Raw genomic sequence first — 23,867 nt, forward strand, 5'->3', positions numbered from 1 at the left:
GGGGTTAGAATTCAGGCACGACGAGAGTTTGAGAGCTGTTGATAGACCCCGTAAGAGATCATTGTGGCTGCAGTTAGCCAGCTCATAATGGCAATAAATGTAATGATGTAGCCTGTAGGTAGTTGCAGAAGCTCGGTTATTTCATCCCTGCGCAGAGATCGTTCCGCCAGCTTGTAAATCTGGATACCAAGAACGGAAAATGAACCGGAGATAATCAGAGCTGAAAGTAGCCCCAGAATACGTATTGCAACTGAAGAAAGCATACGATCCAGTATATCCACGATCACATGACCGCTGCGCCAGGTGATCACGGGCATCTCGGCAAACACCAGAATCGCCAGACCTATCTCGGTCAGTTCGGTGGCACCGTCGAGGGCGTTGCCCAGAAAATAGCGTCCGCCCACATCAAAGCAGGTAACCAACATAAGTCCGAAAAGTGTGAGGGCTGCTACTGACTCAAGAAAAAAGGCCAACCATACGATTGGCCCCTTTTCGTCGTAGTGAGCCGCTACAGAGCGACTGAATGACATAGTAAAAGTGCCTTGCTGAAGAGGGTGAATGACTGCGTAGATGTATTACTGGTGCTCGAACTCTTTGCTGATGCGGCGCATCTCATCCAGAGCTGCTTTGGCATTCACACCACTGTCGGCAACACTGTTCAGCCATTCCTGATCCATACCTGAAACCAGCTTGGCGAATTCGATCGCCAGTGGGTCGTTATCCTTCAGGCGAAGTACCTGCACACCGGCTTGTTCAGCGGTACGGATACCCTCTAGATCGGCATTGTCCCAGGCTGCGCCTGTCATGCGGGAGAGTTTTTCACCGGAAACCGCCAGAATTGCCGCACGGTCTTTCGGATCAAGGTTGTCGAGGAAATCTTCATTGATGAAGTAGGAGAGGCTGCCGGAGTACAGGCCGTGCGGGAAGAGCACCAGATAGGGAGCCACTTCGCTCAGGCGCATGGATTTCTGCTCCATCGCTGGCAGGAAGATGCCATCTACCACGCCCTGCTGCAGCAGCTCATAGGCTTTGGGTGCCGGTGCACTTACCGGTGTGATGTGCATCCGCTCACCGATCATTCCCGGCAGACCGCCCGGTACGCGGATTTTTTTACCTTCCAGATCTTTCAGGCTGGAGATAGGTACTTTCAGATGCATCTGCGCAGGACCGTGGGCGAACACGCCCAGAACCCGCAGGCCACGGTGCTCATTGGCTTTGGCAAAATACTTTTCATGCACACGCCAGTAAGCCACAGAGGCTGCCTCGCCACTGGATGCCAGCAGGGGTTGCTCGATACCCAGTGCCAGTTTGAAGCGGCCCGGTACATAACCGTGGTAGCTGAAGGCGGCATCGACAACACCATCTTCAACCATGTCATACAGGGACTTGGGATGTCCCATACCGTATTCCAGTTCGACCTTCACACGGCCTTCAGTTGCTTCTTCCACCCATTTGGCCCAGGTCGGCCAGACAACGGCGTTCTGAACATGAGTCGGAGGCAGCCAGGTAGCCACTTTCATGACGGTTTCTGCCAGTGATACAGGTGAATACAGTGCTGCGATTAAACCGGATCCAAACAGAAGTTTTGTTGTTATTTTCTTTAAGCACATAGCAATAGCCTTCTTATAAGTTTCAGGGTTTTTATCCGTTTTTATTTCCCATTTATTGAATAAATTCATGGGCTTTATTAGGGCAGTCTGAGGCTATCTCATGGCTAACTGATAACCAATGAAAAATCGGCTCTATGTGCACATAGTGCACTATTTGTTGGCTTGATGGGTTGGATTGAGTATTTGTTCAATATCAGTAGCTTTATCTGTCTGATTTTTGCTCGTGCACTAGGTGCACCCTCTGTTTTCTTTGTCTTGAGCACTATCTCTCTCGTGCCTAGTATGCGTTCAAAATGAATCAGCAATTACTGTATTTGAAAATACAAGAGGTCATTTTTATTAATGCATCTGCTGATTTTTTTATAAGCAATTCTAACAATAATGATATGAGGATGTGCTTATGAGCACTCTATTAAAGTGTTTGTCTCATACTCCGCTCAGGGGACTGAACGATCCTTCGCAGTCTATTGTGGACGAGGTGAATACGGTTCTGGCGGATGCCCGTGCAGAGGTTGAGGCCTTTGATCCTGAACTCATCATCCTGTTTGCCCCGGATCACTACAACGGTCTCTTTTATGACCTGATGCCGCCCTTTGTGATCGCAACAGATGCCGATTCCGTGGCGGATTACACCAGTCTGCCGGGCAAGCTGTCCGTGGATGTGGATACGGCGAATGCGCTGGCCAAACACATTCTGAACAATGATGTGGATATTGCCATTTCTCATCGTTTACAGGTGGATCATGGCTGCACACAAACACTGGAAGAGATGACGGGCACTCTGACCCGATATCCGGTTGTCCCTATCATTATTAACTCCGTTGCACCGCCATTTTGCCCGTACCGCCGTATCCGCAAACTGGGGGAGGCGGTGGGTGAGTTCGCAGCAAAACTGAATAAACGTGTGCTGATTCTTGGCACCGGCGGTTTATCCCATGAGCCGCCGGTTCCGCTGCTGAATGAATCCCCGGAAGAGGTGCGCGAATTTCTGATCGCAGGTCGTAACCCGACCCCGGAAGCCCGCCAGTTGCGTCAACAGCGCACCATAGAAACAGCCAAGGTGTATGGCCGTGAAAACTGCACGCAGACACCTCTGAATGAGCATTGGGATCTGGCATTTATTGACACCCTGATCTCAGGCCGCGTGGCAGAGGTGGATGACTACACCATCGAAGATATTTCCCGTCAGGCCGGTCGATCGGCTCACGAAGTACGCACCTGGGTTGCGGCCTTTGCCGCCATGGGGCAGATGGGGACTTTCGATGCCCGTAAAGACTATTACCGCGCAATCAATGAATGGATTGCCGGTTATGGGGTGGTCAGCGCCAGAAGCGCCTGATTCCGGGTTTTGCCTGCACCCTAGGGAACAGCGTCGTGATCAGACCTATCCCGTTTTAAGACCCATACCGTTTTCAGAGAAAGACAGCGAGCGGAAAGCGGCCGCTGTCAGACAGCTCCAACTTAACAATGATAATTCCGGAGAAGATTATGAATTCTTATGCTCAGGTCATTCCGTCAGAAGAAGAAATTGTACAACGCGCCCGTGACATGATCCCGACTCTGCGTGAGCGTGCAGAAGCCTGCGAAAAAGCGCGTATGGTTTCCACACAAACCATCAAAGAGTTTCAGGAAGCCGGTTTCTTTAAAATTCTGCAGCCAAAGCGTTGGGGCGGATATGAAATGAACCCGAACGTTCTGAACCGTGTTCTGATCGAACTGGCACGCGGCTGTCCTTCCAGTGCCTGGAACGTTATGGTGCTGGGGGTTCACCCGTTTGAAGTGGGCCTGCTGCCTGCAGAAGTGGGTGATGAACTCTGGGGTGAAGACAACAGCAAACTGGTGTCCTCCTCTTATGCTCCTTTTGGAACGGTAGAAGCGGTTGATGGCGGCTATCGTCTGAACGGTGAGTGGTTGACCTCCAGCGGCTGTGATCATGCTGAAGGTGGTGCTTTTGTCGGCGGTCGTGTTCAGGAGAACGGCACTACGGTATTCCGCTCCTTCTGGTTACAGCGTGACCAGATTGCCGAGATTGTTGATGACTGGTTTGTTGTAGGTTTGGCAGGCACCGGCAGTAAAAAACTGGTTATCAGAGATGTTTTTGTTCCGGCCTACCGCAGCCACGAAATTGGTGCTTATGGGGATGAGTCACATGCAGACGTTAATAACCTCTACAAAGTCCCCTTCTTCTTTGTCTTCTACGCAGCCGTCTCCTCCGTGCTGGTGGGTATGGCCCGGGGTATGGCCGACCTTTACATTGAGCACATGATTCCCCGTCAGAATATCAATCAGGCAGTGGGTTCTGCGGTAAAAGATCCTTTTATCAAAGGCAAGCTGGGTGAAGCGATGGCGAAAATTATCGCAGCGGAAGCCCGTTTGTTGAATAACGTGGATGAAGCCTGGAGCTATGCCTCTGCAGGTCAGCTGGTGCCTCTGGATGTTCGTGTGCGTCACTTCGCGACCAACCAGTTTACCGGTGGTGACTGTTTCGAAGCGGCCCACATGATTTTCAAGAAAACCTCGACCCGGGGAATCTGGATGGACAGCCCGATGCAGCGTCAGCTGCGTGACCTTCTTGTTGGTGCAAACCACATTACTCAGAACCAGGACAACATCGGTGAGTTGCTGGGTGGCCATCTGTTGGGTTGCGAATTGCCTCAGCCAAACCCGTTCGGTGCCAAGACGTCCTGATCGGTTGGTTCGCCGTTAAGTCCCTGACTCCGTTAAGCCCAAGGGAACAGCGCGCTGAAGCGCACTGTTCCCTTCACTGCAGAGCAATACCCCATGAATACAAAAACACTCGACCCAAATAACCTGCCAAACGGCAGCATCAATCAGTTGCTGGACTGGCAGCCGAATGAGCGACTGGCTGCGATGCCCACGGTAAGCTCCGACGACCATAAATACGGCATGCGTCATTTTGCTGTTGGCGTCACCATTATCAGTGCCGCCCATGAAGGCCAGAAAGCAGGTCTGACGGCTACAGCCGTTTGTTCTGTAACCGCTGAACCACCCCGTCTGGTGGTTTTTGTGAACAAAAATGTTCAGGCCAGCGACATTATTCTGAGCAGCGGCGCCTTGTGCGTAAACGTACTGGCCAGCGATCAGGAAGAGGTCGCTAAAGCTTTTGCCGGTATGGTGAAAGACGTACAGGGTGAAGCCCGCTTTGAATACGGCCAGTGGCGTGAGCTGGTTACCGGTGCGCCAACGCTGGATGGCTCTCTGGCTAATTTTGATTGCCGGGTGGTGAAGGTATTTGACGAGAGTACCCATCACGCCTTCCTGTGCGAAGTGATGTCCACCTGTGAGCGCAATGATGGCGAAGCTCTGATCTATCTGAATGGCGGCTTCCGCAGCGTCCCTCAGTAAGGTTTAGCATGAGGCCCTGCCGTTGTGGCGGGGCTTTGTTTTTCCGATGGCTATGTTTTTTTCACTGACAGTGCCTTTTTCGGTGGCTGTGCATTGCTCAGGTGCAGCCCGATTTTCAGATGTTTGTTTTCAGTTTTTCGGGGCGCGGTTCAGGTTATCGGCGTGCCCCGAATCCTTTGGAGTCGTTTTATGTCTACCCAATATACGGCGGAGAATACGTCACACATGATCCATGTGGATGTTGATGGCACCGGCATGGATCTGCACTACAACGCTATAGGTGAGGGCAGTCAGACCCTGATCATGATGCACGGTTCAGGACCGGGGGCCAGTGGTTGGGCCAACTTCAATCGTAACATCACTCCCTTTGTTGATGCGGGTTATCGGGTATTGCTGCTGGACAGTCCCGGCTGGAGTAAGAGCTCACCGGTTGTGTGCTCGGGTTCCCGTTCTGATCTGAATGCCAGTGCTTTGCTGGCCTTTATGGATAAGCTGGATATTGCCAAAGCACATCTGGTGGGGAACTCCATGGGCGGCCATTCGGTGGTCGCCTTTGCTCTGCGCTATCCGGAGCGGGTAGGCAAGCTGGTACTGATGGGGGGCGGCACCGGTGGCCCAAGTCAGTTTGTGCCTATGCCGACGGAAGGGATTAAGCTGATCCAGAAGCTCTATCGTGAGCCAACGATTGAGAACCTGAAGGCGATGATGCAGATCTTTGTTTTTGACACCAGCCACCTGACCGAAGAGCTGTTTCAGGCCCGTCTGGATAATATGCTGCGTAACCGTGAGCATCTGGAAAATTTTGTCAAAAGTGCAGAGCTGAACCCGAAACAGTTCCCGGATTTTGGCCATCGGCTGCATGAGATTCAGGCTGAAACGCTGGTGGTCTGGGGACGGGATGACCGCTTTGTGCCAATGGATATCGGCCTGCGACTTATTCGCGGTATTCCTAACGCTCAGCTGCATATCTTTAATCAATGCGGTCACTGGGTGCAGTGGGAGCATGCGGATACCTTCAATCGCATGACATTGGATTTTCTGGCGCACTGATCTGAGTGCGGCAGTATGGCTGCCGGAGCGGATGCATGTAAAAACGAATGAAGCAGCGGTTACGCTGCTTCATTCGTTGTATGCTTTATCAGAATGCATACAAGATTAGTTATATACAGGGCGAGTTGTATTCAGGGTTTAATACTTTTTTAGTTAAACCTTTGATTCAATCGCAGTAACAGTTTCGATCATTTTTTGCAGATATTTCTTTTCGGCCTCTTCAATTGTCATCGCCTGCTTAATATAAATCAGATTAAGGCAACCTAAGACACGGCCCTTGCTTTTAATTGGTAAGGCGATTGCTGCAATTTTACCTTCTTCACCCCAGTCGCCGTAGTTGTAGCCATATCCTCTATGTCGAGTTCTGCTGAGCACAGAGTGCACGTAGTTTCTGTCTCTGGCCAGCTCTCCTTGCTCATCATCCCGGCTTTGCAGCAGTGTCAGAATGCTCTGGCGTTCATTCTCAGGACAAAAGGCCAGATAGGCCCGGCCCGTAGCAGAACGCAGCATCGGCAGTCGGCGTCCTACCATATTGCGATGGAACGAGAGGCGGCTGAACTTGTGGGTAGTTTCCCGGACGACCATCGCATCCACATCAAAGGTACAGATGTCCGTTGGCCAGACCACCGCTTGCATCAGCTCCCCGAGCAGAGGTGCGGCCAGCTGTGAAATCCATTGCTCATCACGGAAACCTTCACTTAGTTCACGAACCTTGAGTGTCAGCTGGTAACTGTCATCCGAAAAACTCTGGCGCACATAACCCGCTTCGATCAGGGTCTCAAGCAGGCGCTTCACGGTGGTTCGGTGGATACCGCTCTGTTCTGCCAGCTCCCGGATGCGGGCTCCACCATCCGAACGGTTCATCAGATTGAGCAGTGACAGCCCTCGAACAAGTCCGCGAACGGTTTTGTACTCGGTTTCTGATTTTTGATCTTGAGGCATAACTCTAACTCCGTGCACTTGGTGCACTTGCGGGGCGTTAAGCGTTGAGGTGATTATTTGACCAATTTTATACTCATATAACGCTGTGAAAAACCAGTAAACGCTGCAATAAAGCGCTGGCATCACTATTCACCTAATAATAAAGATATAAAAATATGGCTAATGATGAATCCCTGTATCAGCTTGCAGAGATGATACGTAATGCTGAGTCTGGCTCGGGCCCGATTGCTCCGATCCGACATCAATTAAATCCGCTGGATATTGAAAGTGCATATCAGATCCAGAGGATCAATACGGACTTTTATCTCGACAAGGGCCGCCGTCTGGTGGGTAAAAAAATCGGCCTGACCAATCCTGCCGTTCAGCAGCAGCTGGGTGTGGATCAGCCGGACTACGGTGTTCTCTTTGCCGATATGTGTTTTGGTGACAATGAGACTGTTCCTTACTCACGACTGCAACAGCCGAAAATTGAAGCTGAGCTGGGTTTTGTCCTGAAAAAAGACCTGTCGCATCCGGATACCACCTTTGATGAAGTGCTGGCAGCTATCGACTTTGTGGTTCCTGCTCTGGAGATTGTGGGCAGCCGTATTGCGGGGTGGGATATCCAGTTTGTGGATACGGTAGCGGATAACGCTTCAAGTTCTGCCTATGTGATCGGTGGCCCGGCGCGACCGGTGCAGGGATTGGATATGCGGGCAGTGACCATGGAAATGACCCGCAATGGTGAGCTGGTTTCCAGTGGTAGTGGTGACAAGTGTCTGGGGCATCCGGTGAATGCCGCAGTCTGGCTGGCGCGGATTATGGCCCGGCACGGATCGCCGCTGAAAGCCGGGGAGCTGATTCTGACCGGTGCACTTGGCCCTATGGTGAATGTCGAGCCGGGCGACCGTTTTGAGGCTTCTATTTCAGGTGTCGGACAGGTTTCGGTGCAGTTCTCCGCTTCCTGATGGCCTACTCAATCACTGCTGCAAAAGGTAGAAACAGATGAGCAATAAACTCAAGGCGGTCATTATCGGCCCCGGTAACATCGGCACCGATTTGCTGATGAAAATGAAGCGCTCCGAATGGATTGAGCCAGTATGGATGGTGGGTATTGATCCTGAATCTGAAGGCCTGAAACGTGCTGAACAGATGGGCATCAAAACCTGCGCCACAGGTGTTGACGGTATTCTCGAGCATGTGATTGCTGACGATATCCGTGTGACCTTTGATGCGACCTCGGCTTATGTACATGCCGAAAACTCCCGTAAGCTTAACGAGCTGGGTGTGATCATGGTCGACCTGACGCCTGCGGCGATTGGCCCTTATTGCGTGCCGCCAGTGAATCTGGAGGCCCACGCCAAAAACCTCGAAATGAACGTCAACATGGTGACCTGTGGTGGCCAGGCGACCATTCCGATGGTGGCGGCGGTTTCCCGTGTTCAGTCAGTAGATTACGGCGAAATCATCGCCACAGTGTCGTCCAAATCCGTTGGCCCGGGCACCCGTCAGAACATTGATGAATTCACCCGTACCACAGCTGGTGCGGTAGAAAAAGTCGGCGGTGCCAAACAGGGCAAGGCCATCATCATCATCAACCCCGCTGAACCACCGCTGATCATGCGCGACACCGTTCACTGCCTGACAGCTGAAGAACCAAATCGTGATGCTATCACCGAATCCGTACACCAGATGGTCGCTGAGGTGCAGAAATACGTACCAGGTTACCGTCTTGTGAATGGCCCGGTGTTCGATGGCAACCGCGTCTCCATGTTTATGGAAGTGGAAGGTCTGGGCGACTTCCTGCCGAAATACGCCGGTAACCTCGACATTATGACCGCAGCCGGTCTGCGCACCGCTGAAATGTTCGCCGAAGAAGTGGCGAATGGAACCATCTCACTGCCAGCACGCGGCGAATAAGGGGAGTATTGATATGAACTTGCAAGGTAAAAGCGTAAAGCTTCATGACATGTCCCTGCGCGATGGCATGCATGCCAAGCGTCACCAGATTAGCGTTGATGAGATGGTGAAAGTCGCCTGTGCCATGGACGAAGCCGGTATGCCGCTGATCGAAGTCACTCACGGAGATGGCTTGGGAGGTGCATCGGTAAACTACGGCTTCCCTGCTCACACGGACGAAGAATATCTGAGTGCTGTGATTCCCAAGATGAAACAGGCGAAAGTTTCTGCACTTCTACTACCGGGTATCGGCACCGTCGATCACCTGAAAATGGCCAAGGATCTGGGCGTTAGCACCATCCGTGTGGCGACCCACTGTACCGAAGCGGATGTTTCACAGCAGCACATTACTTTCGCCCGTGAACTCAACATGGACACCGTGGGCTTCCTGATGATGGCGCACATGGCGTCTGCTGAGAAAATTGTTGAGCAGGCCAAACTTATGGTCAGCTATGGTGCCAACTGCATCTACTGTACTGATTCTGCCGGTTACATGCTGCCTGATGAAGTGACGGAAAAAATTACCGCACTGCGCAACGAACTGGACAGCGGTATCGAGATCGGTTTTCACGGCCACCACAACATGGCGATGGGCGTGGCCAACTCACTGGCTGCGATCGAAGCAGGTTGTGCCTGTATCGACGGCTCTGTGGCGGGATTAGGTGCCGGTGCCGGTAACACACCGTTGGAAGTATTGTGTGCAGTACTGAACCGCATGGGCTGCGAAACCGGTATTGATCTGTACAAGATTATGGATGTGGCTGAGGACCTGATCACGCCGATGATGGACCAGCCAATCCGTGTAGACCGTGACGCACTGACACTGGGTTATGCTGGTGTTTACTCCTCATTCCTGCTATTCGCTCAGCGTGCTGAAAAGAAATACGGCGTGAGTGCTCGTGACATTCTGGTGGAGTTAGGTAAACGCGGCACTGTTGGTGGTCAGGAAGATATGATTGAAGATCTGGCGCTGACGATGGCAAAAGCCATCTAAGCCCTCATTGCTCTCAAAGTGATCAAAGAGAGTTTAGAAAGTGTCATTGTGAAGATGTTGCTCGCATCTTAAGGCTGATCTCTGTTCCCATTAACAGAAACTTGTGCCTTTAGCAGAAGTACTTTTGTACTTCTGCTTTTTTTATTCTTCTTCAGGTGTTTTGCTACTGACAGTTTTCTCAGCCTGCTTTCGCTGATACATATGCTGATCTGCAATATTCAGCAGTTCTTCGATGCTCACCGGCTCGCGGGGATCAAACAGAGCAAAGCCGATACTCAGTGATGGCGTAATTAAACGTTCTTGCTGAGATTGCCCTAGCTGATGGTTAAAACAGAACGGGTGATGACTCAGGTGAGCCTTGATCTTCTCGATTCTGTCCGCTGTTCTGGCGCTATTACTGATATCGGTCAGAACCACTAAAAACTCATCGCCGCCGATACGTGCTACTACATCCCGCTCAGTGATCGCCTGCTTCAGATATTGGGCGATATGAATCAGCAACTGATCCCCGACATCGTGGCCGAACTCATCATTCACCTTTTTAAAGTCATTCAGGTCGATGTTGAGCAGAGCAAAGTCAGACTTAGGGCTTTCAGAGGTCGCTTTTTCAAGATACGACATCATGTAGCGCCGATTGGGCAGATGGGTCAGTTCATCCTGCAGCGCTGCATTATGGGAGATACGGTAGGCCCTCAACAGCATCAGCAATGATGTATAGAAGAGGGCGATTCCGGCAAAGCCAAGGGCATAGATGAGGCTCATATCCGGAGCTTTGAGTTCAAAACGACCGGCCATTGCCCATTGCGTGTTGGGCAGCAAAATCGGCAGCACGATATCCGGCTTATCAAACACTGTGGCCTGACCATAGAAGGTGATTGGGGCTTCTGTGTAAGAGTAGCGTCGGTGCATGGCGATGCTGACATTTTCAAGCTGGTGTATCCCTGTGTCTTGCAGTAGCTGACCGTAATCCAGGACGATACTGACACTGCCCCAGTAGTCATTTTTCAGGGGAAAATCACTGAAGATCGGAAAACGAGCAATGATTGCCTGACCACCTTGAACCAGTTCTAAAGGCCCATCCAGATATACACTACCCAGCTCCTGAGCTTTCAGAACCGATGCGTATTGTTTGGGATTGGATCGGAAATCAAAGCCCAGAGCCTTTTCATTACCCTGAAGGGGATAAACATAGCGGATGATATTGTTTGGGGCAGCCCCCACGTTACGGACATAGGGTGAACTTTGCACCAGCTTGCCTGCCAGTTCATCCCAGCGTTCAAGGCCAAAGGCCGGGTCGATGGTCAGGATGGAGGCGAGGCTGTCAGCTTTATAGATGTTCTCAAAGATTCTGGCTTCAATGTTAGAGCGTACCAGTGCTATCTCCCGACGGATCTCCTGTTCCTGTTCCGAGGCCAGAAACTCGCTTCGGTTCTGAGCAAAACTTTGCAGCAAAAAGAGTCCGCAGCCCCAATACAGAATTGAGGCCAGAATGATAAAGTGTCTCTGGTAGATAAAACCTGACATAAACATTAGGTTATTATCGTGCCAGTTTTACAAACAAGTAAAGAGAATGTTTCTTCATTGTCCGTATCGGTTTTTTGTGGAGTAGGTGGCGCATTTCTTCTCAGTATGGCTGATTCATTGAGGTTTGGGTTCCTGTTGCCGAAAATATCTGTTATACCCAGATGTATTAGTAAAAAACTTAACGTAATCAAGGTGTCCAGCAGTATGGTAATTAAAGAGTTTACCCGGGATCAGCAATCGAAACTGACCTTTACCGGCCGTTTTGATTTCAGTGCCCACAAAGATTTCCGAGAGTCCTATCAGAAGCTGTTGGAAAACAAAGTAAAGCTGATCGTGCTTGATCTGAATGGTGTTGAATATCTGGACAGTTCCGCTTTGGGAATGTTGCTGCAGTTTAAAGACAAAGCAGATGCTACCCGCACCAAGATCGTGATCGAAAGCCGTAATACTTTTGTGAACGATATTCTGGCAACGGCTAACTTCCAGAAGATCTTTGAGATGAAAAAGTAAGCCCTTTTCATGTGAAAAAGCCCTCACCGGTTTTATACCAGTGAGGGCTTTTTTATCGGTTATGGATTCAGTCTGCATAGCAGGCAGAGTATCTAGCCGATCAATAGCGCCTGATAGTGCTGCAGTAACAGGAAGATGGTCGCAACAGAGATCACGGTGCTGAGCAGGATAATGGTCGAGGTGCGCTGCACATGCAGCTGGTACTGCAACGCCAGAACAAAGCTACCGGCACCGGTTGGTGTTGCTGCCATGAGTACAGCAATGGCCGTCCACAGTGGTGACAGATCAAACACCGCCATCGCCAGCCACCAGGTCAGTAGTGGCTGTACCAGCAGCTTGATGGTGGTCATCACACTCACTTCTTTAAAGCCGGATGAAACCGGTTTACCTACCAGAAACAAGCCGATCGCAAACAGCGCACAGGGGCCTGCGGCAGAACCCAGAAGCTCACAAAATTTATCAATCGAAGCGGGTAGCTCAGCCGGTTGCATCGCCCACAATATCCCCAGAACCGGTGCGATAATCATGGGGTTTTTCAGCAGTGCCTTACATACCCCCCAGACCACCTTACCGTGAGATGCACTGCCCTTCTGTAGAGAAAACTCCACCACCAGAGTCGCTGCTGCAACCACGACAGCAGAGTTCACCACTACAGTGATAATGATGGGCACGGTTGCCGCTTCGCCAAAAGCTGCCAGCGCTAATGGAATGCCTAAAAATCCGGTATTCCCGTAGATGGCATTCATACCATTGATACCAGCCTCAGCCAGCGTATTGCGGAATAGCAGCATGCCCAGCAGCATCGCCCCAAGCATGGTCAATGCCTGAGCGCCGACATAAGCCCCAAGAAAATCCGCATCAAAAACCTGCTCCAGCTCCACATTGGACATCGCCCTGAACAGCAGGGCCGGCAGGGCAACCCAGTAGACAAATTTGTTGAGTCCCTCGCTGGAACCGTCACCAAGAAGTTTAAAGCGTCCGCACAGATAGCCCGCCAGAATAATGGCGAAGATAGGAAAAACGATATTCAGCAGAATGGTCATAAAAGGTCGTCTTGTTATTGGGTTCTTATCGTTGTGGCTCTTATTTCAGAGCGTCAGTTTATCCTGAGTGAAATAGTCAGAGAAAACCAGCTCAAAAACTGCAAAGGTGTTCTGCGTTTTTTGCAACGCATTGTTTAAATTTAAAGAGGGCGTTGGCATCAGGCTTTAGAGGGGATTGGTAGTTCTTTCATCCAGTGATGATTAATTTTGCTGGGCAATCTTTCTTCCGGATGATCTTTAAATCTCACTATTCGTATCCATCTGAAGAATATCTGATCAAATGAATCAACTTTTAGGAATCACCATGACTGATCTTTTTTCACCGCTGAAACTCGGTGCAGTTGAAATCGAAAACCGTGTACTGATGGCACCTCTGACCCGCTGCCGTGCTGATGAAAACCACGTGCCGACCGACCTGATTGCGGAGCACTATGCCCAGCGCGCTTCCGGTGGTCTGCTGATCGCAGAAGCGACTATGGCGATGGAGGGTAACTCCGCTTTCTGGCGTGAGCCGGGCATCTATTCTGATGCACAGGTTGAGGGCTGGAAGAAAGTAACTGACGCTGTACATGCCAAAGGCGGCAAGATCTTCCTGCAGATCTGGCACGGTGGCCGTGCCTGTCACCCGGCGCTGAATGACGGCAAGCAGCCGGTTGCACCTAGCGCAATCGCGATTACCAATGCGGATGTGCATACTCCGGAAGGTAAACAGAACTACACTGAACCTCGCGCTCTGGACGATGCTGAAATTCCGGCCATTATTGCAGGCTTTGCAACAGCTGCAGAAAACGCCAAGCGTGCGGGTTTTGATGGTGTTGAAGTTCACGGCGCTAACGGTTACCTGCTGGATGAATTCCTGCGTGATGGTGCCAACCACCGTGAAGGCCCGTATGGTGGTTCCCTTGAAAACCGTGCCCGTCTGCTGCTGGAAGTGATCGAAGCGGTGAGCAAGGTATGGGGTTCTGACCGTGTTGGTGTACGCCTGTCGCCACTGAACACCTTTAACAGCATGAGTGATAGTGACCCGGTTGGCCTGATGACCTGGATATCCCGTAAGCTGAATGACTACGATCTGGCGTACCTGCACCTGATGCGTGCAGATTTTATGGGCACCGAACCGCTGGATGTGATCACGCCAACCCGTGAAAACTACAACGGCAAGCTGATCGTGAATATGGGTTACAGCCCGCAGGAAGCGCAGCAGGTTGTTGCTGAAGGTATTGCTGATGCTGTCGCTTTTGGTGTGCCTTTTATCGCCAACCCGGATCTGCCGCGCCGTATTAAAGAAGGTGCTGAGCTGAATCAGGCTGACCCAAAAACCTTCTACACTCAGGATCGTGAAGGTTATAACGACTACCCGTTTCTTGAAGAGCTGGCGCCGGCATAAGGCGCGGGTTCACAGAAGGAGAACCACATGACTGATAGCACAAACAACCTTTCTGACAACCCGGCCTATACACCGCCGAAGGTCTGGAAATGGGAAGCGGGTAATGGCGGGAAGTTTGCCAATATCAACCGCCCTGTTTCCGGTTCGACCCATGAGAAAGAGCTGCCGGTAGGTGAACATCCGCTGCAGGTTTATTCTCTGGCGACTCCGAATGGTGTCAAAGTCACCGTGATGCTGGAGGAGCTCCTGGCTCTGGGATTCAAGGAAGCCGAATATGATGCCTGGCTGATCGATATTATGGAAGGAGATCAGTTCAGTTCCGGTTTTGTTGCCGTTAACCCGAACTCTAAAATTCCGGCGATGATGGATCACAGCGTGAATCCACCGCAGCGGGTGTTTGAGTCCGGTTCCATCCTGCTCTATCTGGCAGAGAAGTTCGGTGCCTTTATCCCGAAAGATCCTGTGGCGAAAACCGAGTGCATGAACTGGGTGTTCTGGCAGATGGGCGCTGCGCCGATTCTGGGTGGTGGTTTTGGCCATTTCTACGCCTACGCACCGGAGAAGTTTGAGTACCCGATCAACCGCTTTACCATGGAGATCAAGCGTCAGCTGGATGTTCTGGATAAGCAGCTGGCGGATAACCCTTATCTGGCCGGTGAAGAGTATTCCATCGCTGATATGCTGGTCTGGCCGTGGTATGGCGCTTTGGTGTTGGGACGCTTGTATGATGCCGCTGAGTTTATCGAAGCAGAGAGCTATGCCAATGTGATGCGTTGGGCGAAAGCGATCGACCTGCGCCCGGCGGTTCAGCGTGGCCGTATTGTTAACCGTACTTGGGGTGAAACCTACGAGCAGTTGCGGGAACGTCACAGCGCTTCGGACTTTGACCAACTGGCATAGGCCTTCGTGTGATATGACAGCGACGGCCTGCCGTCGCTGTTTTTGTTTGTTTTGGGGTTGGATTAGTTAGTGGGCGGCCGGTAACTGTTTAAAAACCGACAGTACTTCTGCAAAGTTCAGGGCTTCCAGTTTCTGTTGAAGAGCCTCAAACTCGTCTTCTCCCAGCATCGTTCTCAGTGCTGCGGTATGGCTTTCGATAACATCCAAAGCCTCCAGATCTTTGGTGCTGAGCAAGTGCATAATTTGCTCTAACTGATCCTTTGGTACGGCCGCTTCAGCTCCTGTATCACGGCTACGGGATTGTGACTGGCTCCATGCTTCCAGCGCGGGAGTGGCGGAGAGCTGAATCACTTTCAGATCCTGAGCGATAGAGGTAATCAGATGGCGCACCGATTTCTTGCCAGACTTTAAGAGGTATTCGCACTGGGATGCGGCTTGCTGAATATTGGTTGCTCCCAGCATACCGGCGGTACTGCGCAGTTTATGCATCTGCATAGCAAACTGTTGACGCAGTTCAGGGCTCTTTTTCAGGTCGTTCTCTGTCGGCGGGGTATCAAGCAGATTGCTGTTCTCCTGCAGTAATCGGCGAAGGGTTTTGTAGAACAGCCCCTTGTCTCCCATCAGTAGCTGTTTTGAGCTTTCGGCATTTAAGCCTTCAAGCACTGGCCAGTCAGTGAGCCCGTTATCGCTTTGATGCAGGTTCTGGATCGGCAGATCCCGGCTCCGATAGTCTCGGATAGCCACCCGAAGCGCATTAATTAGCAGAGCAGGCACAATAGGTTTGGTTATAAAGTCATCCATACCGGCATCCAGTGCCCTTTTTTTCTCTTCTGAAAGCGCACCTGCGGTGAGTGCGATGATGGGCAGCTCTGTCAGATGCAGCTCATTCCTGATTTTCTGCGTGGTTTCCAAACCGTCAATATCCGGCATCTGCACATCCATAAGAACGGCATCAAACATATCCGGGTTTTCCTGTAGCAACTCTAAGGCATCATAGCCACTGGCGAGGGCGACTACGCTGGCTCCATTTTTTTTCAGAATGTGTTCGACAACCTCTAGATTGATCGTACTGTCGTCGACCGCAAGAATCCGGGTGTCGGGCAGCCAGCGGGCTTTAATCGCGTCAGACTGAGTTGCCGTCATCACCCTTGCCGGATCACCGGTTTGGGCTGTCACGGCTGAGTTTACCGCGTTAAAAAGTGCCGACGAGGTGAGCGGCATTGTCAGCTGGTTGTGGATCAGAGGATCCTGACACCAGTCCGGCAAGGCAGGGTTCTCCGTTGCCGAAATCAGGATGATCGGCGGGAACTGAGCTTTGTATGCGTGGTTGGCCAGATTCCGAACAGTCTGCCACCCCTTTTCCGACAGCAGCTGCCAGTTGATCAGAAGAATATCCGGTAATCTGCGATCGCCATCCGTGCTGGCTGACAGAGCTTCGGTCAGCTCGCTCTCATCCAACATACGCCGCAACTGCCAGCCCATGGATTTCACGACAGTTTCAAGAGCGGCTCCGCCGGATTCAGAGGACTCGGCAATCAAGACCTGCAGTCCGGAATTACTGAACTGTCTGGATTGATCCTCATCCTGCAGATAGGCGGGCAGAGGTAGCTCCACCCAGAAGGAACTGCCACCGGAAGGCTTGCTGTTAAAGCCGATATGGCCTGACATCAGATCGGTCAGTTTGCGCACAATCGATAAGCCAAGTCCTGTACCGCCAAACTGGCGGGTCGTGCTGTCATCCGCCTGAGTAAAGGGGGTAAACAGCCGGGACTGAGCGGTGGGAGGAATACCAATCCCGGTATCGCTGACTGTAAAGCGAATGGATGTTGTGGACGCTTGTAGCAGATTGTCAGAATCCAATGGGGCAACAGATAGAGTGATCTCGCCCTCTTCTGTGAACTTAACCGCATTACTCAGCAGGTTCGTCAGGATTTGCCGGATGCGGGTGCTGTCAGAAAGCACCCATTCCGGCAGTGGATCGACCCGGTTAACGATAAAATTTAAGCCCTTGTTTTTAGCCTGAAGGGCGAATATCGAGGTGATCTCTTCCAGTAGTTGTTGCAGGTTTACAGGGGCGGCTTCCAGAGTCATTTCGTTGGCCTCGATCTTTGAGAGATCCAGGACGTCATTGACGATACCTAACAGGGAGTTGCCGGAAATATCGATCTTGTGGACCAGCTTTTTGTGCTCTTCAGAAAGGGTTTCATCTTTCAGCAGCCGGGTTAAACCCAGAATTGCATTTAAAGGGGTCCGGATCTCGTGGCTGGTATTCGCCAGAAAGGCGCTTTTCGCTTCTGTGGCTCTCTCCGCTTTACTCAGTGCAACTCTCAGTTGTTCTTCAATGGCGAGGCGTTCGCTAATCTGGCGTACTGAGGCTGAAATCAGGAATTCATCATCCTGTTTTACGCTGCCGAGGCTGATCTCAACCGGAAACTCAACGCCGTCGGCACCCACGGCAAACAGGGCGCTGTTTTTCCCCATAGGACGGGTTTTAGGTGCGGCAACATAGTTTGAGAAATGTCCTTTGTGTGCCGCTCTGAGGCCACTGGGAATCAGCTTATCAATGCAGTGCCCCTCCAGTTCTTCCCGGGGGTAGCCAAAGACCCGCATGGCCTGCTCATTAGCCAGCTGGATGATGCCCTCTTTATCCACAATCAGGGTGGCATCCGGAGCGGAGTCCAGCAGGATTTTAAAGCGCAGCATCTCCTTCTCTTTTTGGGTTTGCAGTTGGGTGAGCCGTTCGTCCCGGTGTTTAATTTCGTTGGTCAGCCAGGTCCAGTAATGAATAAAGATGCTGAGCAGTGCCAGTAACAGCACAAGAAAAAGCACCAGAGTTAGCTGCAGGACCAGTTCGTAGATCGTTGGGAAGCGAGATTTGGATGCGAAAATATTGATCAGGGTTTCGTGATCGGCTCCTTCCAGATTGAGATGGGTTTGGCTGATCCACTGATCCCGTATGTCATTTTCAAACAGGGTTGCGATCAGAGGTGCTGACCCCTCAGGCTGACTTAACCGGTTGAGTTCTTGGATGAGATGCTGGTCCCGTACAACCTCAACACTAAAGGTCTTATGCTTTGTTGGATGCAATACCAGGCGGTTATCTTTATTGGTCAGAAAAAGATTGGTGTTGGCGGGAAGCAGATCGACAGCTGTTCTTAAAAGCTCATCAATGGATATATCGATAATGACCAGGCCAAAAGGAGTGCCATCGGGTTTGTTGATCAGAATTGAGAAGTGCCAAACCGGACTGGCGGAGGTGTGTTGGCTCTGTGCTGGATTGAGGCTGATATCAGAAACATGGACATGATCTTTCAGGCCATCAATCTCATGGTCTCTTGCAGCGTTGAGTGCATGACGGATATAAGGCTTGCTGTGCTCTGATCTTAAAAAGGGAGGGGAGATGTTCACCAGATCATTACTGTGACGCTCAACTTTAACCGTTTCCCGCCAGTTACGGGCGGCTTCAATCAGGCGAACCTGATGAACCGACGCGTTGGTGACCATATAGGCTTTAAAAATATCCGCTAGCCGAGCGTTCCATTGTTGAATACTGGAGCTGTCAAACTCAGTGAGATTGCGGGCATTGATGGCGTTCAGAGCAATAACCGGAGGCGTTTTACTGAGAAACAGAGCATCTCCCCGATATTTTTCCGCATCCTTTCTCAGTAATTCCAAGGTGGACTGTTTGGCTTGTGAGAGGTCGTTGCGAATCAGTTCGTTGTGGTGCTGGTAGAGAAACAGAGCACTGGTGAGCAGGACAAGGCTTGCGATAACAAAGGTGGTTTGTCCTGTTTTCCGAAACTGTACCGTGTGCAGGTACTCGTAGAATTTCCGACGGCTACCGGCGTGAAAGACGGCCTTATCCCGGTTGCCGGAGCTTGTATCGACTCTGAGCAGACTGATGCCCTGATTCACCAGAAAGGTCAGGAATAATCCTGCCAATACTATCCAGTGCAGGGGCCAGTAACGGATTGCGTTTAATGAAGCTCTGTTGGGACTGATGGTCATTACCCAATGCTGTCCCACAACCAGAATCTCCTGAGAGACTGTTGCGCTATCGAGAATGTTTTCCTGAAGGGATTGAGTTTCAAAAAATGGCGAAGGTTTTGACCGGTGAGTGAGGGTGATATGAGCCTGATCCAGTAGTAAGGGCAGATCTTGCAGAACACGATCGATATTTAATGGGGTAAAGGCCCAGCCGAGAACCTGCTGTTCTCTGTCATCTGCTGAAAACGGTGCAATCCCCTCGTTAAATACGGGAAGCAGCATTAATACCCCTTTGCCATTATCTTCTGTTCCCTGAAGCAACTGCATGGGTTCTGTCAGGAAAACACTGTTTTCTCTGGCGGCTGTCAGCGCGGCTGTCCGGCGTCGGCTTTCCGAACCGATATCCAGCCCGAGAGCCTCGTTATTGGTCTGTTGCGGGTAAAGATATTTAACGATGAAGCGATCACCGTTGTGGGGGGTTAGGGTACGGATCTGAAACTCAGGAGCGTTATCGGATCGTGTCCGGGACAGAAAATCGGCTTCCCCTGTTGGGGATACTTTTTCTATGTAGCCAAAACCCAATGCTCCGGGAAACTCTTTTTCCAGCTCACGGGAGCGGATATAGCGTTCAAACTGCTGGCGGGTGATACGTTTGGGATCCGCTGTCAGGATAGAACCCCGCGCCCCGCGCAGCCCAAACTCAAAATGCTCAAACCTGTCCTGAATGATATTCTCAGCCTGTTGCGATAAGTCATGGGCGTAGGATGAGATTTCAAAGTCGTTCTTTTGTTTGACCAACAAGGTTATCAGGGCTGTGAGCAAAAGCCCTGAAATAACAGGAAGCCAGGGTTTGATGCGGCGTTGCAGTCTTCTGCGTTGCCTCACACCAGGTACCTCGCCTGAACCTCATTGGCGGTAACGGGATGCGAGATATAAAAGCCCTGCATCTGATTTATTCCGAGAGTTTTGAGGTGTTCAAGCTGCTCCTCGGTTTCAACGCCTTCCGCAATAGCTGCCAGCTGCATATTGTTAGCCAGATTAAGGATGGTGCGTGTCAGAGTGTCATCCGGCTTCTCGCCGCGGATTTGAGTGATAAACGAGCGGTCGATTTTGAGTACATCGATGGGCAGTTCTTTCAGGTAACTCAGACTGGAGAAGCCGGTGCCAAAGTCGTCGATTGAGATGGTTATGCCCAGATTACGCAGTTGCTGCATATCCCTACACACCTGCTCCATATTTTTCAGCATCATATTTTCGGTCACTTCAAGCTCTATCTTGTCAGCTGGGACCTGATGCTCATCAAGTTTGCTCAGCAACAGGGGCACAAAGTGGGGATCAAGGAATTGTACCGGCGAGATGTTAATGCACATTTTGAGATCAAACCCACCCTGATTCCATTGCTTCAGCTGCGCCAGAGCCAGATGGATAACACCTTCACCAAGAGGGATGATCAGCTTGGTATCTTCGGCGAGGCTAATGAAGTCCACTGGTGGAATCAGTCGACCCTGTTCATCCCGGACTCTCAGCAGGGCTTCCACTGCGAGAGTCTCGCCGGAATTGGTATCGACAATTGGCTGGTAGTGCAGCTCATAGTTTTTCTGACTGATCGCATTTTTTAACTGAGAGTAGCGCTCTTTTCGTGAGACGAAGAAGGATTCCACTTCACTTGAGTAGAAACAGAGACCCGTTTGGCTCATATCGGTTTTTGCCCGATACAGGGCGGCATCTGCATGCATCACCAGAGACTGGGGATCATCCGCATCATCAGGGTAAAGGCTGAGGCCTATGCTGATGGAGAAGTTATGTAATTCCGGATAGAGACTGACAATCTGAGCCAGATTTTCCCGGATACTGATTGCGGTATGGGCAAGTTGATTGACGCTATCAATCGCAGGAACCAGCACCATAAACTGATCAGCATTGTGTCGGCTGAGGGTTTGGTTCTGTTCCAGTCGGGCACTGATTTTCTGGGCAATCTTCTTCAGCAGGGCATCACCGTAATCAAAGCCGAACTCTTCGTTGATCAGTTTAAAACGATCGACATCGATCAGAATCAAACCGAGTTTGTTTTTATTCTGTTTGCATTGCCCCATCTCGACATTGATACGTTCCATCAGCAGAAAGCGGTTAGGCAGATTTGTCAGTTGGTCGTACTGAAGGGTATGAGCCATCTTGAGAGCCATCGCTCTTGATTCATTGATATCTTCAAAGACAATGACAGCCCCGATGACCTCATCGGTATCTGACATTAAAGGGGTCGAGGAATCTTCTACTGCGATCCAGTGGCCCCGCTGGTTCAGCATCTGGCAGTTAAAGGCCATGCCGACTTCACGTTTTTCCTGCATGGCAACGTGAACCGGGTTGATATGATCCGGCCCATCATCACCCATTCTGAGAGGCATCACCTCTTCGATTGCCTGACCTAAGGCTTCACTTAACAGCATGCCGGTCATGAGTTCAGCAGAAGGGTTCATATAAGTGACCCGGCCATCCCGGTCTGTGGTGATGACGCCATCACCGATACTCTCCAGTGTAACTCTGGCGTGCCGGGATACCTGTTCAAGTCGGCGTTCTCTGTCTCTGAGACTGAGATGAGTCTGCACCCGGGCGGCAACGACTTCAGGCAGCAGGGGTTTAACAATAAAGTCCACTGCGCCCGCGGCGAGACAGCGCAACTGATCTTCTTTTGAGTCGTGAGAGGTGATAAAGATGACCGGAATATCGACTGTCACATCGTTTGATTTTAGCTGAGCCAGCACTTCATAGCCGTTCAGGCCGGGCATCTCGATATCCAGCAGGATGATATCAGGGCGGGTTGCGAGTGCCTGATTCAGCGCGGCAAGACCATCCTGCTCAAAGAAAACATGTCCTAAATCTTTTAATGCTTTATTAAGAAGGGTGATCTGGCTGGCATCGTCGTCAACCAGAAGAATGCGGTGCGTATCGTTATTATTATTGAACATACAGTGCCTCTGTTCCGGGGGCGCAGTGGTAACCCGGCTTTAGATCCCATAACTGAAATATGGAACATGGAGATTGAGGGTCAAGAAAAGACTGTACGGTTTGTGATGCTTTTGAGTAACAGAGGTTGTTTGGAACGGAAAATGATCGATGCTTTTTCGATGGAAAAGCTAGCTGAGGCAGAGTCAGATGTGAGTGAATATAGACTAGGCAGATTATAGATTGAGACGGTAATGGGGAGGTGAAACAGATATTAAAGGAGAAGGTTGAATCAGCTTCATTCTGAGGTAAAGCAAGGCACAAATCCCCATATAACCAGCTCAGATGAGCCAGTTGTAACGCGGGCGGGCGAGAAGGATCTGTGCCTTGCCGTGTTACCTCAGAGTGCGAATCAGTTCAGTTGCTTGTTAAAGCAAAAGCGCTTTCCGCTTCAGCAACGGGAGTAAGAATGACGGAATAAATGATCTGGAAAAACAGGTTTTTTCGTTTTGATTGTCTGTTTTTTTCGATGATTGGTCGGTTTTACCCGTTTGTTGTGCAGAAGCGATAAAACCCTGCGATTTTTGCGGATCTGGACTCCTTAGCTTGGTTTGCTTGCTTGTACTTCTTCCTAAAAAAAATCAAAAAGTTAGTCGAACAGAGGTTAAGTTCGGGCAATCAGCACCGGAGCTATTGAGCCGCAGGCGCTGGTTTGGCCGCTGCCAGTACCGCTTTGATACCCGGATGCATAGGGTCCGGAGTTCGGGTAACCGCGTAATGGCTGACGGATACTGACTGAATTTCACCAGCTTCTTCCACCAGATACTGACGACAGACTTCATCCACAATAACCGTTGGCGCGGTAAAGATTCCCATGCCTTCCCGGGCAAAGATCTTGATCAGGGCACTGTCGTTAATTTCTGCCTGCACCTTCATATCGATATTCTGCTGCTTAAGCCAGAAGGAAAGTTCAGAAAACCATTGTGTGCCTGTGTCGTTGGTCAGCAGCGGATGACCGTCCAGTGAGTGGGGGAAACCCCGGCGGAGATTCCAGGCAAGCCTCGGCGCAGCAAACATCGACAGGTGTGAACTGAGTAGGTGTTTCGGGTGAAGGTCGCCAACCCCGGCAGACATCTCCTGCGTAATCGGCTGGTCACTGATCACCAGATCCAGCGTCTGACGTTTCAGGCTGCGCAGCAGATCCGGCAGGTCGCCACTGACCACCTTCAGCTGCAATGGTTGGCCGCAGTTCAGTGCCGGTTGAATCAGGCGATAGGCGATCATCTTGTGCACGGAAGCGGCAAAACCCACAGAGAACTTGATCGGCTGGTTGTCATCGGGATTGCGCAACACCTGATCCAGTTCACCGGCTAAAGCGAAGATTTTGTTGGCGTAGTCTCTGACTTTTTCACCAAGAGGGGTCAGCTTCAGCCCCCGGCCTTTACGGCTGAAAAGCGCACCGGTTTTGGCTTCAAAGGCAGATAGCTGACCGCTTAAGGTCTGAGGAGCAAGATCCAGCTGGTCACTGGCGCGGGCGATGGAGCCGGTTTCTGCGATAACCCAGAAGTAATAGAGGTGTTTCAGGTTCAGATCTTTTAGCACGCCATTTGCCCGCTTAGCCGTTTGAAAAGATATTTGCGCTCACGTAATAAACGGCGCAGGCGGGCATTTTAGCA

The 23,867-nt window shown here is 51.0% G+C and carries 18 protein-coding genes; 10 read left to right on the top strand and 8 right to left on the bottom strand.

What is annotated here, in order from left to right:
- Window positions 1-11 precede the first annotated feature (11 nt).
- Window positions 12-530: a TRAP transporter small permease gene (locus tag BV405_RS13835; protein ID WP_086481469.1), complete on the bottom strand. Its 519-nt coding sequence runs from the start codon at window positions 528-530 to the stop codon at window positions 12-14.
- 45 nt (window positions 531-575) lie between these two features.
- Window positions 576-1,520, bottom strand: coding sequence for a TRAP transporter substrate-binding protein (locus BV405_RS13840; RefSeq protein WP_245832337.1), 945 nt, complete (start codon window positions 1,518-1,520; stop codon window positions 576-578).
- A gap of 490 nt (window positions 1,521-2,010) precedes the next feature.
- Between BV405_RS13840 and BV405_RS13845 the strand changes: the two genes are divergently transcribed.
- The 4 genes from BV405_RS13845 to BV405_RS13860 all read left to right on the top strand — a co-directional run bounded on the left by BV405_RS13845 (window position 2,011) and on the right by BV405_RS13860 (window position 6,026).
- Window positions 2,011-2,949 carry a 3-carboxyethylcatechol 2,3-dioxygenase gene (locus BV405_RS13845; RefSeq protein WP_086481471.1) on the top strand — a complete coding sequence of 313 codons (939 nt, stop codon included), beginning with the start codon at window positions 2,011-2,013 and terminating at the stop codon, window positions 2,947-2,949.
- 149 nt (window positions 2,950-3,098) lie between these two features.
- A complete protein-coding gene (locus tag BV405_RS13850; RefSeq protein ID WP_086481472.1) occupies window positions 3,099-4,298 on the top strand; it encodes an acyl-CoA dehydrogenase family protein in 1,200 nt (399 codons plus the stop codon).
- Between the two features lie 93 nt (window positions 4,299-4,391).
- Entirely contained in the window at window positions 4,392-4,976 is a 585-nt protein-coding gene (locus tag BV405_RS13855) for a flavin reductase family protein (RefSeq protein WP_086481473.1), read from the top strand.
- A 189-nt stretch (window positions 4,977-5,165) separates the two neighbouring features.
- Window positions 5,166-6,026: an alpha/beta fold hydrolase gene (locus BV405_RS13860; protein ID WP_086481474.1), complete on the top strand. Its 861-nt coding sequence runs from the start codon at window positions 5,166-5,168 to the stop codon at window positions 6,024-6,026.
- Window positions 6,027-6,179: 153 nt separating this feature from the next.
- Here the strand turns inward: BV405_RS13860 and BV405_RS13865 are convergent, their stop codons facing one another.
- Window positions 6,180-6,968, bottom strand: coding sequence for a DNA-binding transcriptional regulator (locus BV405_RS13865; protein ID WP_086481475.1), 789 nt, complete (start codon window positions 6,966-6,968; stop codon window positions 6,180-6,182).
- A 155-nt stretch (window positions 6,969-7,123) separates the two neighbouring features.
- On the opposite strand from BV405_RS13865, the gene mhpD reads away from it, so the two are divergent.
- The 3 genes from mhpD to dmpG are packed head-to-tail and all read left to right on the top strand — an operon-like array spanning window position 7,124 to window position 9,900.
- The gene (mhpD, locus tag BV405_RS13870) at window positions 7,124-7,915 is read left to right on the top strand and encodes a 2-keto-4-pentenoate hydratase (protein WP_086481476.1); all 792 of its coding nucleotides are present in this window, start codon (window positions 7,124-7,126) and stop codon (window positions 7,913-7,915) included.
- Between the two features lie 37 nt (window positions 7,916-7,952).
- Complete coding sequence (locus BV405_RS13875) at window positions 7,953-8,867, top strand: acetaldehyde dehydrogenase (acetylating) (protein ID WP_086481477.1); 915 nt, start codon at window positions 7,953-7,955, stop codon at window positions 8,865-8,867.
- A gap of 13 nt (window positions 8,868-8,880) precedes the next feature.
- Window positions 8,881-9,900: a 4-hydroxy-2-oxovalerate aldolase gene (gene dmpG / locus BV405_RS13880; RefSeq protein ID WP_086481478.1), complete on the top strand. Its 1,020-nt coding sequence runs from the start codon at window positions 8,881-8,883 to the stop codon at window positions 9,898-9,900.
- A 141-nt stretch (window positions 9,901-10,041) separates the two neighbouring features.
- On the opposite strand, the gene BV405_RS13885 is transcribed toward dmpG, so the two are convergent.
- On the bottom strand, window positions 10,042-11,430 hold the full coding sequence (locus BV405_RS13885) for a diguanylate cyclase domain-containing protein (protein ID WP_086481479.1): 1,389 nt from the start codon (window positions 11,428-11,430) through the stop codon (window positions 10,042-10,044).
- A gap of 198 nt (window positions 11,431-11,628) precedes the next feature.
- Here BV405_RS13885 and BV405_RS13890 point away from each other — a divergent pair, with 198 nt between their 5' ends.
- Window positions 11,629-11,934: an STAS domain-containing protein gene (locus tag BV405_RS13890; protein WP_086481480.1), complete on the top strand. Its 306-nt coding sequence runs from the start codon at window positions 11,629-11,631 to the stop codon at window positions 11,932-11,934.
- A gap of 92 nt (window positions 11,935-12,026) precedes the next feature.
- Here BV405_RS13890 and BV405_RS13895 read toward each other — a convergent pair whose 3' ends face one another.
- The gene (locus BV405_RS13895) at window positions 12,027-12,977 is read right to left on the bottom strand and encodes an AEC family transporter (protein ID WP_086481481.1); all 951 of its coding nucleotides are present in this window, start codon (window positions 12,975-12,977) and stop codon (window positions 12,027-12,029) included.
- Window positions 12,978-13,281: 304 nt separating this feature from the next.
- On the opposite strand from BV405_RS13895, the gene BV405_RS13900 reads away from it, so the two are divergent.
- Complete coding sequence (locus BV405_RS13900) at window positions 13,282-14,364, top strand: alkene reductase (protein WP_086481482.1); 1,083 nt, start codon at window positions 13,282-13,284, stop codon at window positions 14,362-14,364.
- 27 nt (window positions 14,365-14,391) lie between these two features.
- Complete coding sequence (yghU, locus tag BV405_RS13905) at window positions 14,392-15,264, top strand: glutathione-dependent disulfide-bond oxidoreductase (RefSeq protein ID WP_086481483.1); 873 nt, start codon at window positions 14,392-14,394, stop codon at window positions 15,262-15,264.
- 66 nt (window positions 15,265-15,330) lie between these two features.
- Here the strand turns inward: yghU and BV405_RS13910 are convergent, their stop codons facing one another.
- From BV405_RS13910 to BV405_RS13920, 3 genes are all read right to left on the bottom strand, one after another.
- The gene (locus BV405_RS13910) at window positions 15,331-20,049 is read right to left on the bottom strand and encodes a CHASE domain-containing protein (protein ID WP_176330167.1); all 4,719 of its coding nucleotides are present in this window, start codon (window positions 20,047-20,049) and stop codon (window positions 15,331-15,333) included.
- A gap of 83 nt (window positions 20,050-20,132) precedes the next feature.
- Window positions 20,133-22,214 carry a putative bifunctional diguanylate cyclase/phosphodiesterase gene (locus BV405_RS13915; RefSeq protein ID WP_086481485.1) on the bottom strand — a complete coding sequence of 694 codons (2,082 nt, stop codon included), beginning with the start codon at window positions 22,212-22,214 and terminating at the stop codon, window positions 20,133-20,135.
- Window positions 22,215-22,881: 667 nt separating this feature from the next.
- Window positions 22,882-23,793: a LysR family transcriptional regulator gene (locus BV405_RS13920; protein ID WP_086481486.1), complete on the bottom strand. Its 912-nt coding sequence runs from the start codon at window positions 23,791-23,793 to the stop codon at window positions 22,882-22,884.
- Between the last annotated feature and the right edge of the window lie 74 nt (window positions 23,794-23,867).

The organism is Oceanospirillum sanctuarii, assembly GCF_002150805.1.
In the GTDB taxonomy this organism is placed as follows: domain Bacteria; phylum Pseudomonadota; class Gammaproteobacteria; order Pseudomonadales; family Halomonadaceae; genus Oceanospirillum; species Oceanospirillum sanctuarii.

Excerpts from the sequence above, each read along its gene's own strand:
- BV405_RS13835 (WP_086481469.1), bottom strand. The coding sequence starts at position 530 with ATGTCATTCAGTCGCTCTGTAGCGGCTCACTACGACGAAAAGGGGCCA.
- BV405_RS13840 (WP_245832337.1), bottom strand. The coding sequence starts at position 1,520 with ATGAAAGTGGCTACCTGGCTGCCTCCGACTCATGTTCAGAACGCCGTT.
- BV405_RS13845 (WP_086481471.1), top strand. The coding sequence starts at position 2,011 with ATGAGCACTCTATTAAAGTGTTTGTCTCATACTCCGCTCAGGGGACTG.
- BV405_RS13850 (WP_086481472.1), top strand. The coding sequence starts at position 3,099 with ATGAATTCTTATGCTCAGGTCATTCCGTCAGAAGAAGAAATTGTACAA.
- BV405_RS13855 (WP_086481473.1), top strand. The coding sequence starts at position 4,392 with ATGAATACAAAAACACTCGACCCAAATAACCTGCCAAACGGCAGCATC.
- BV405_RS13860 (WP_086481474.1), top strand. The coding sequence starts at position 5,166 with ATGTCTACCCAATATACGGCGGAGAATACGTCACACATGATCCATGTG.
- BV405_RS13865 (WP_086481475.1), bottom strand. The coding sequence starts at position 6,968 with ATGCCTCAAGATCAAAAATCAGAAACCGAGTACAAAACCGTTCGCGGA.
- mhpD (WP_086481476.1), top strand. The coding sequence starts at position 7,124 with ATGGCTAATGATGAATCCCTGTATCAGCTTGCAGAGATGATACGTAAT.
- BV405_RS13875 (WP_086481477.1), top strand. The coding sequence starts at position 7,953 with ATGAGCAATAAACTCAAGGCGGTCATTATCGGCCCCGGTAACATCGGC.
- dmpG (WP_086481478.1), top strand. The coding sequence starts at position 8,881 with ATGAACTTGCAAGGTAAAAGCGTAAAGCTTCATGACATGTCCCTGCGC.
- BV405_RS13885 (WP_086481479.1), bottom strand. The coding sequence starts at position 11,430 with ATGTTTATGTCAGGTTTTATCTACCAGAGACACTTTATCATTCTGGCC.
- BV405_RS13890 (WP_086481480.1), top strand. The coding sequence starts at position 11,629 with ATGGTAATTAAAGAGTTTACCCGGGATCAGCAATCGAAACTGACCTTT.
- BV405_RS13895 (WP_086481481.1), bottom strand. The coding sequence starts at position 12,977 with ATGACCATTCTGCTGAATATCGTTTTTCCTATCTTCGCCATTATTCTG.
- BV405_RS13900 (WP_086481482.1), top strand. The coding sequence starts at position 13,282 with ATGACTGATCTTTTTTCACCGCTGAAACTCGGTGCAGTTGAAATCGAA.
- yghU (WP_086481483.1), top strand. The coding sequence starts at position 14,392 with ATGACTGATAGCACAAACAACCTTTCTGACAACCCGGCCTATACACCG.
- BV405_RS13915 (WP_086481485.1), bottom strand. The coding sequence starts at position 22,214 with ATGTTCAATAATAATAACGATACGCACCGCATTCTTCTGGTTGACGAC.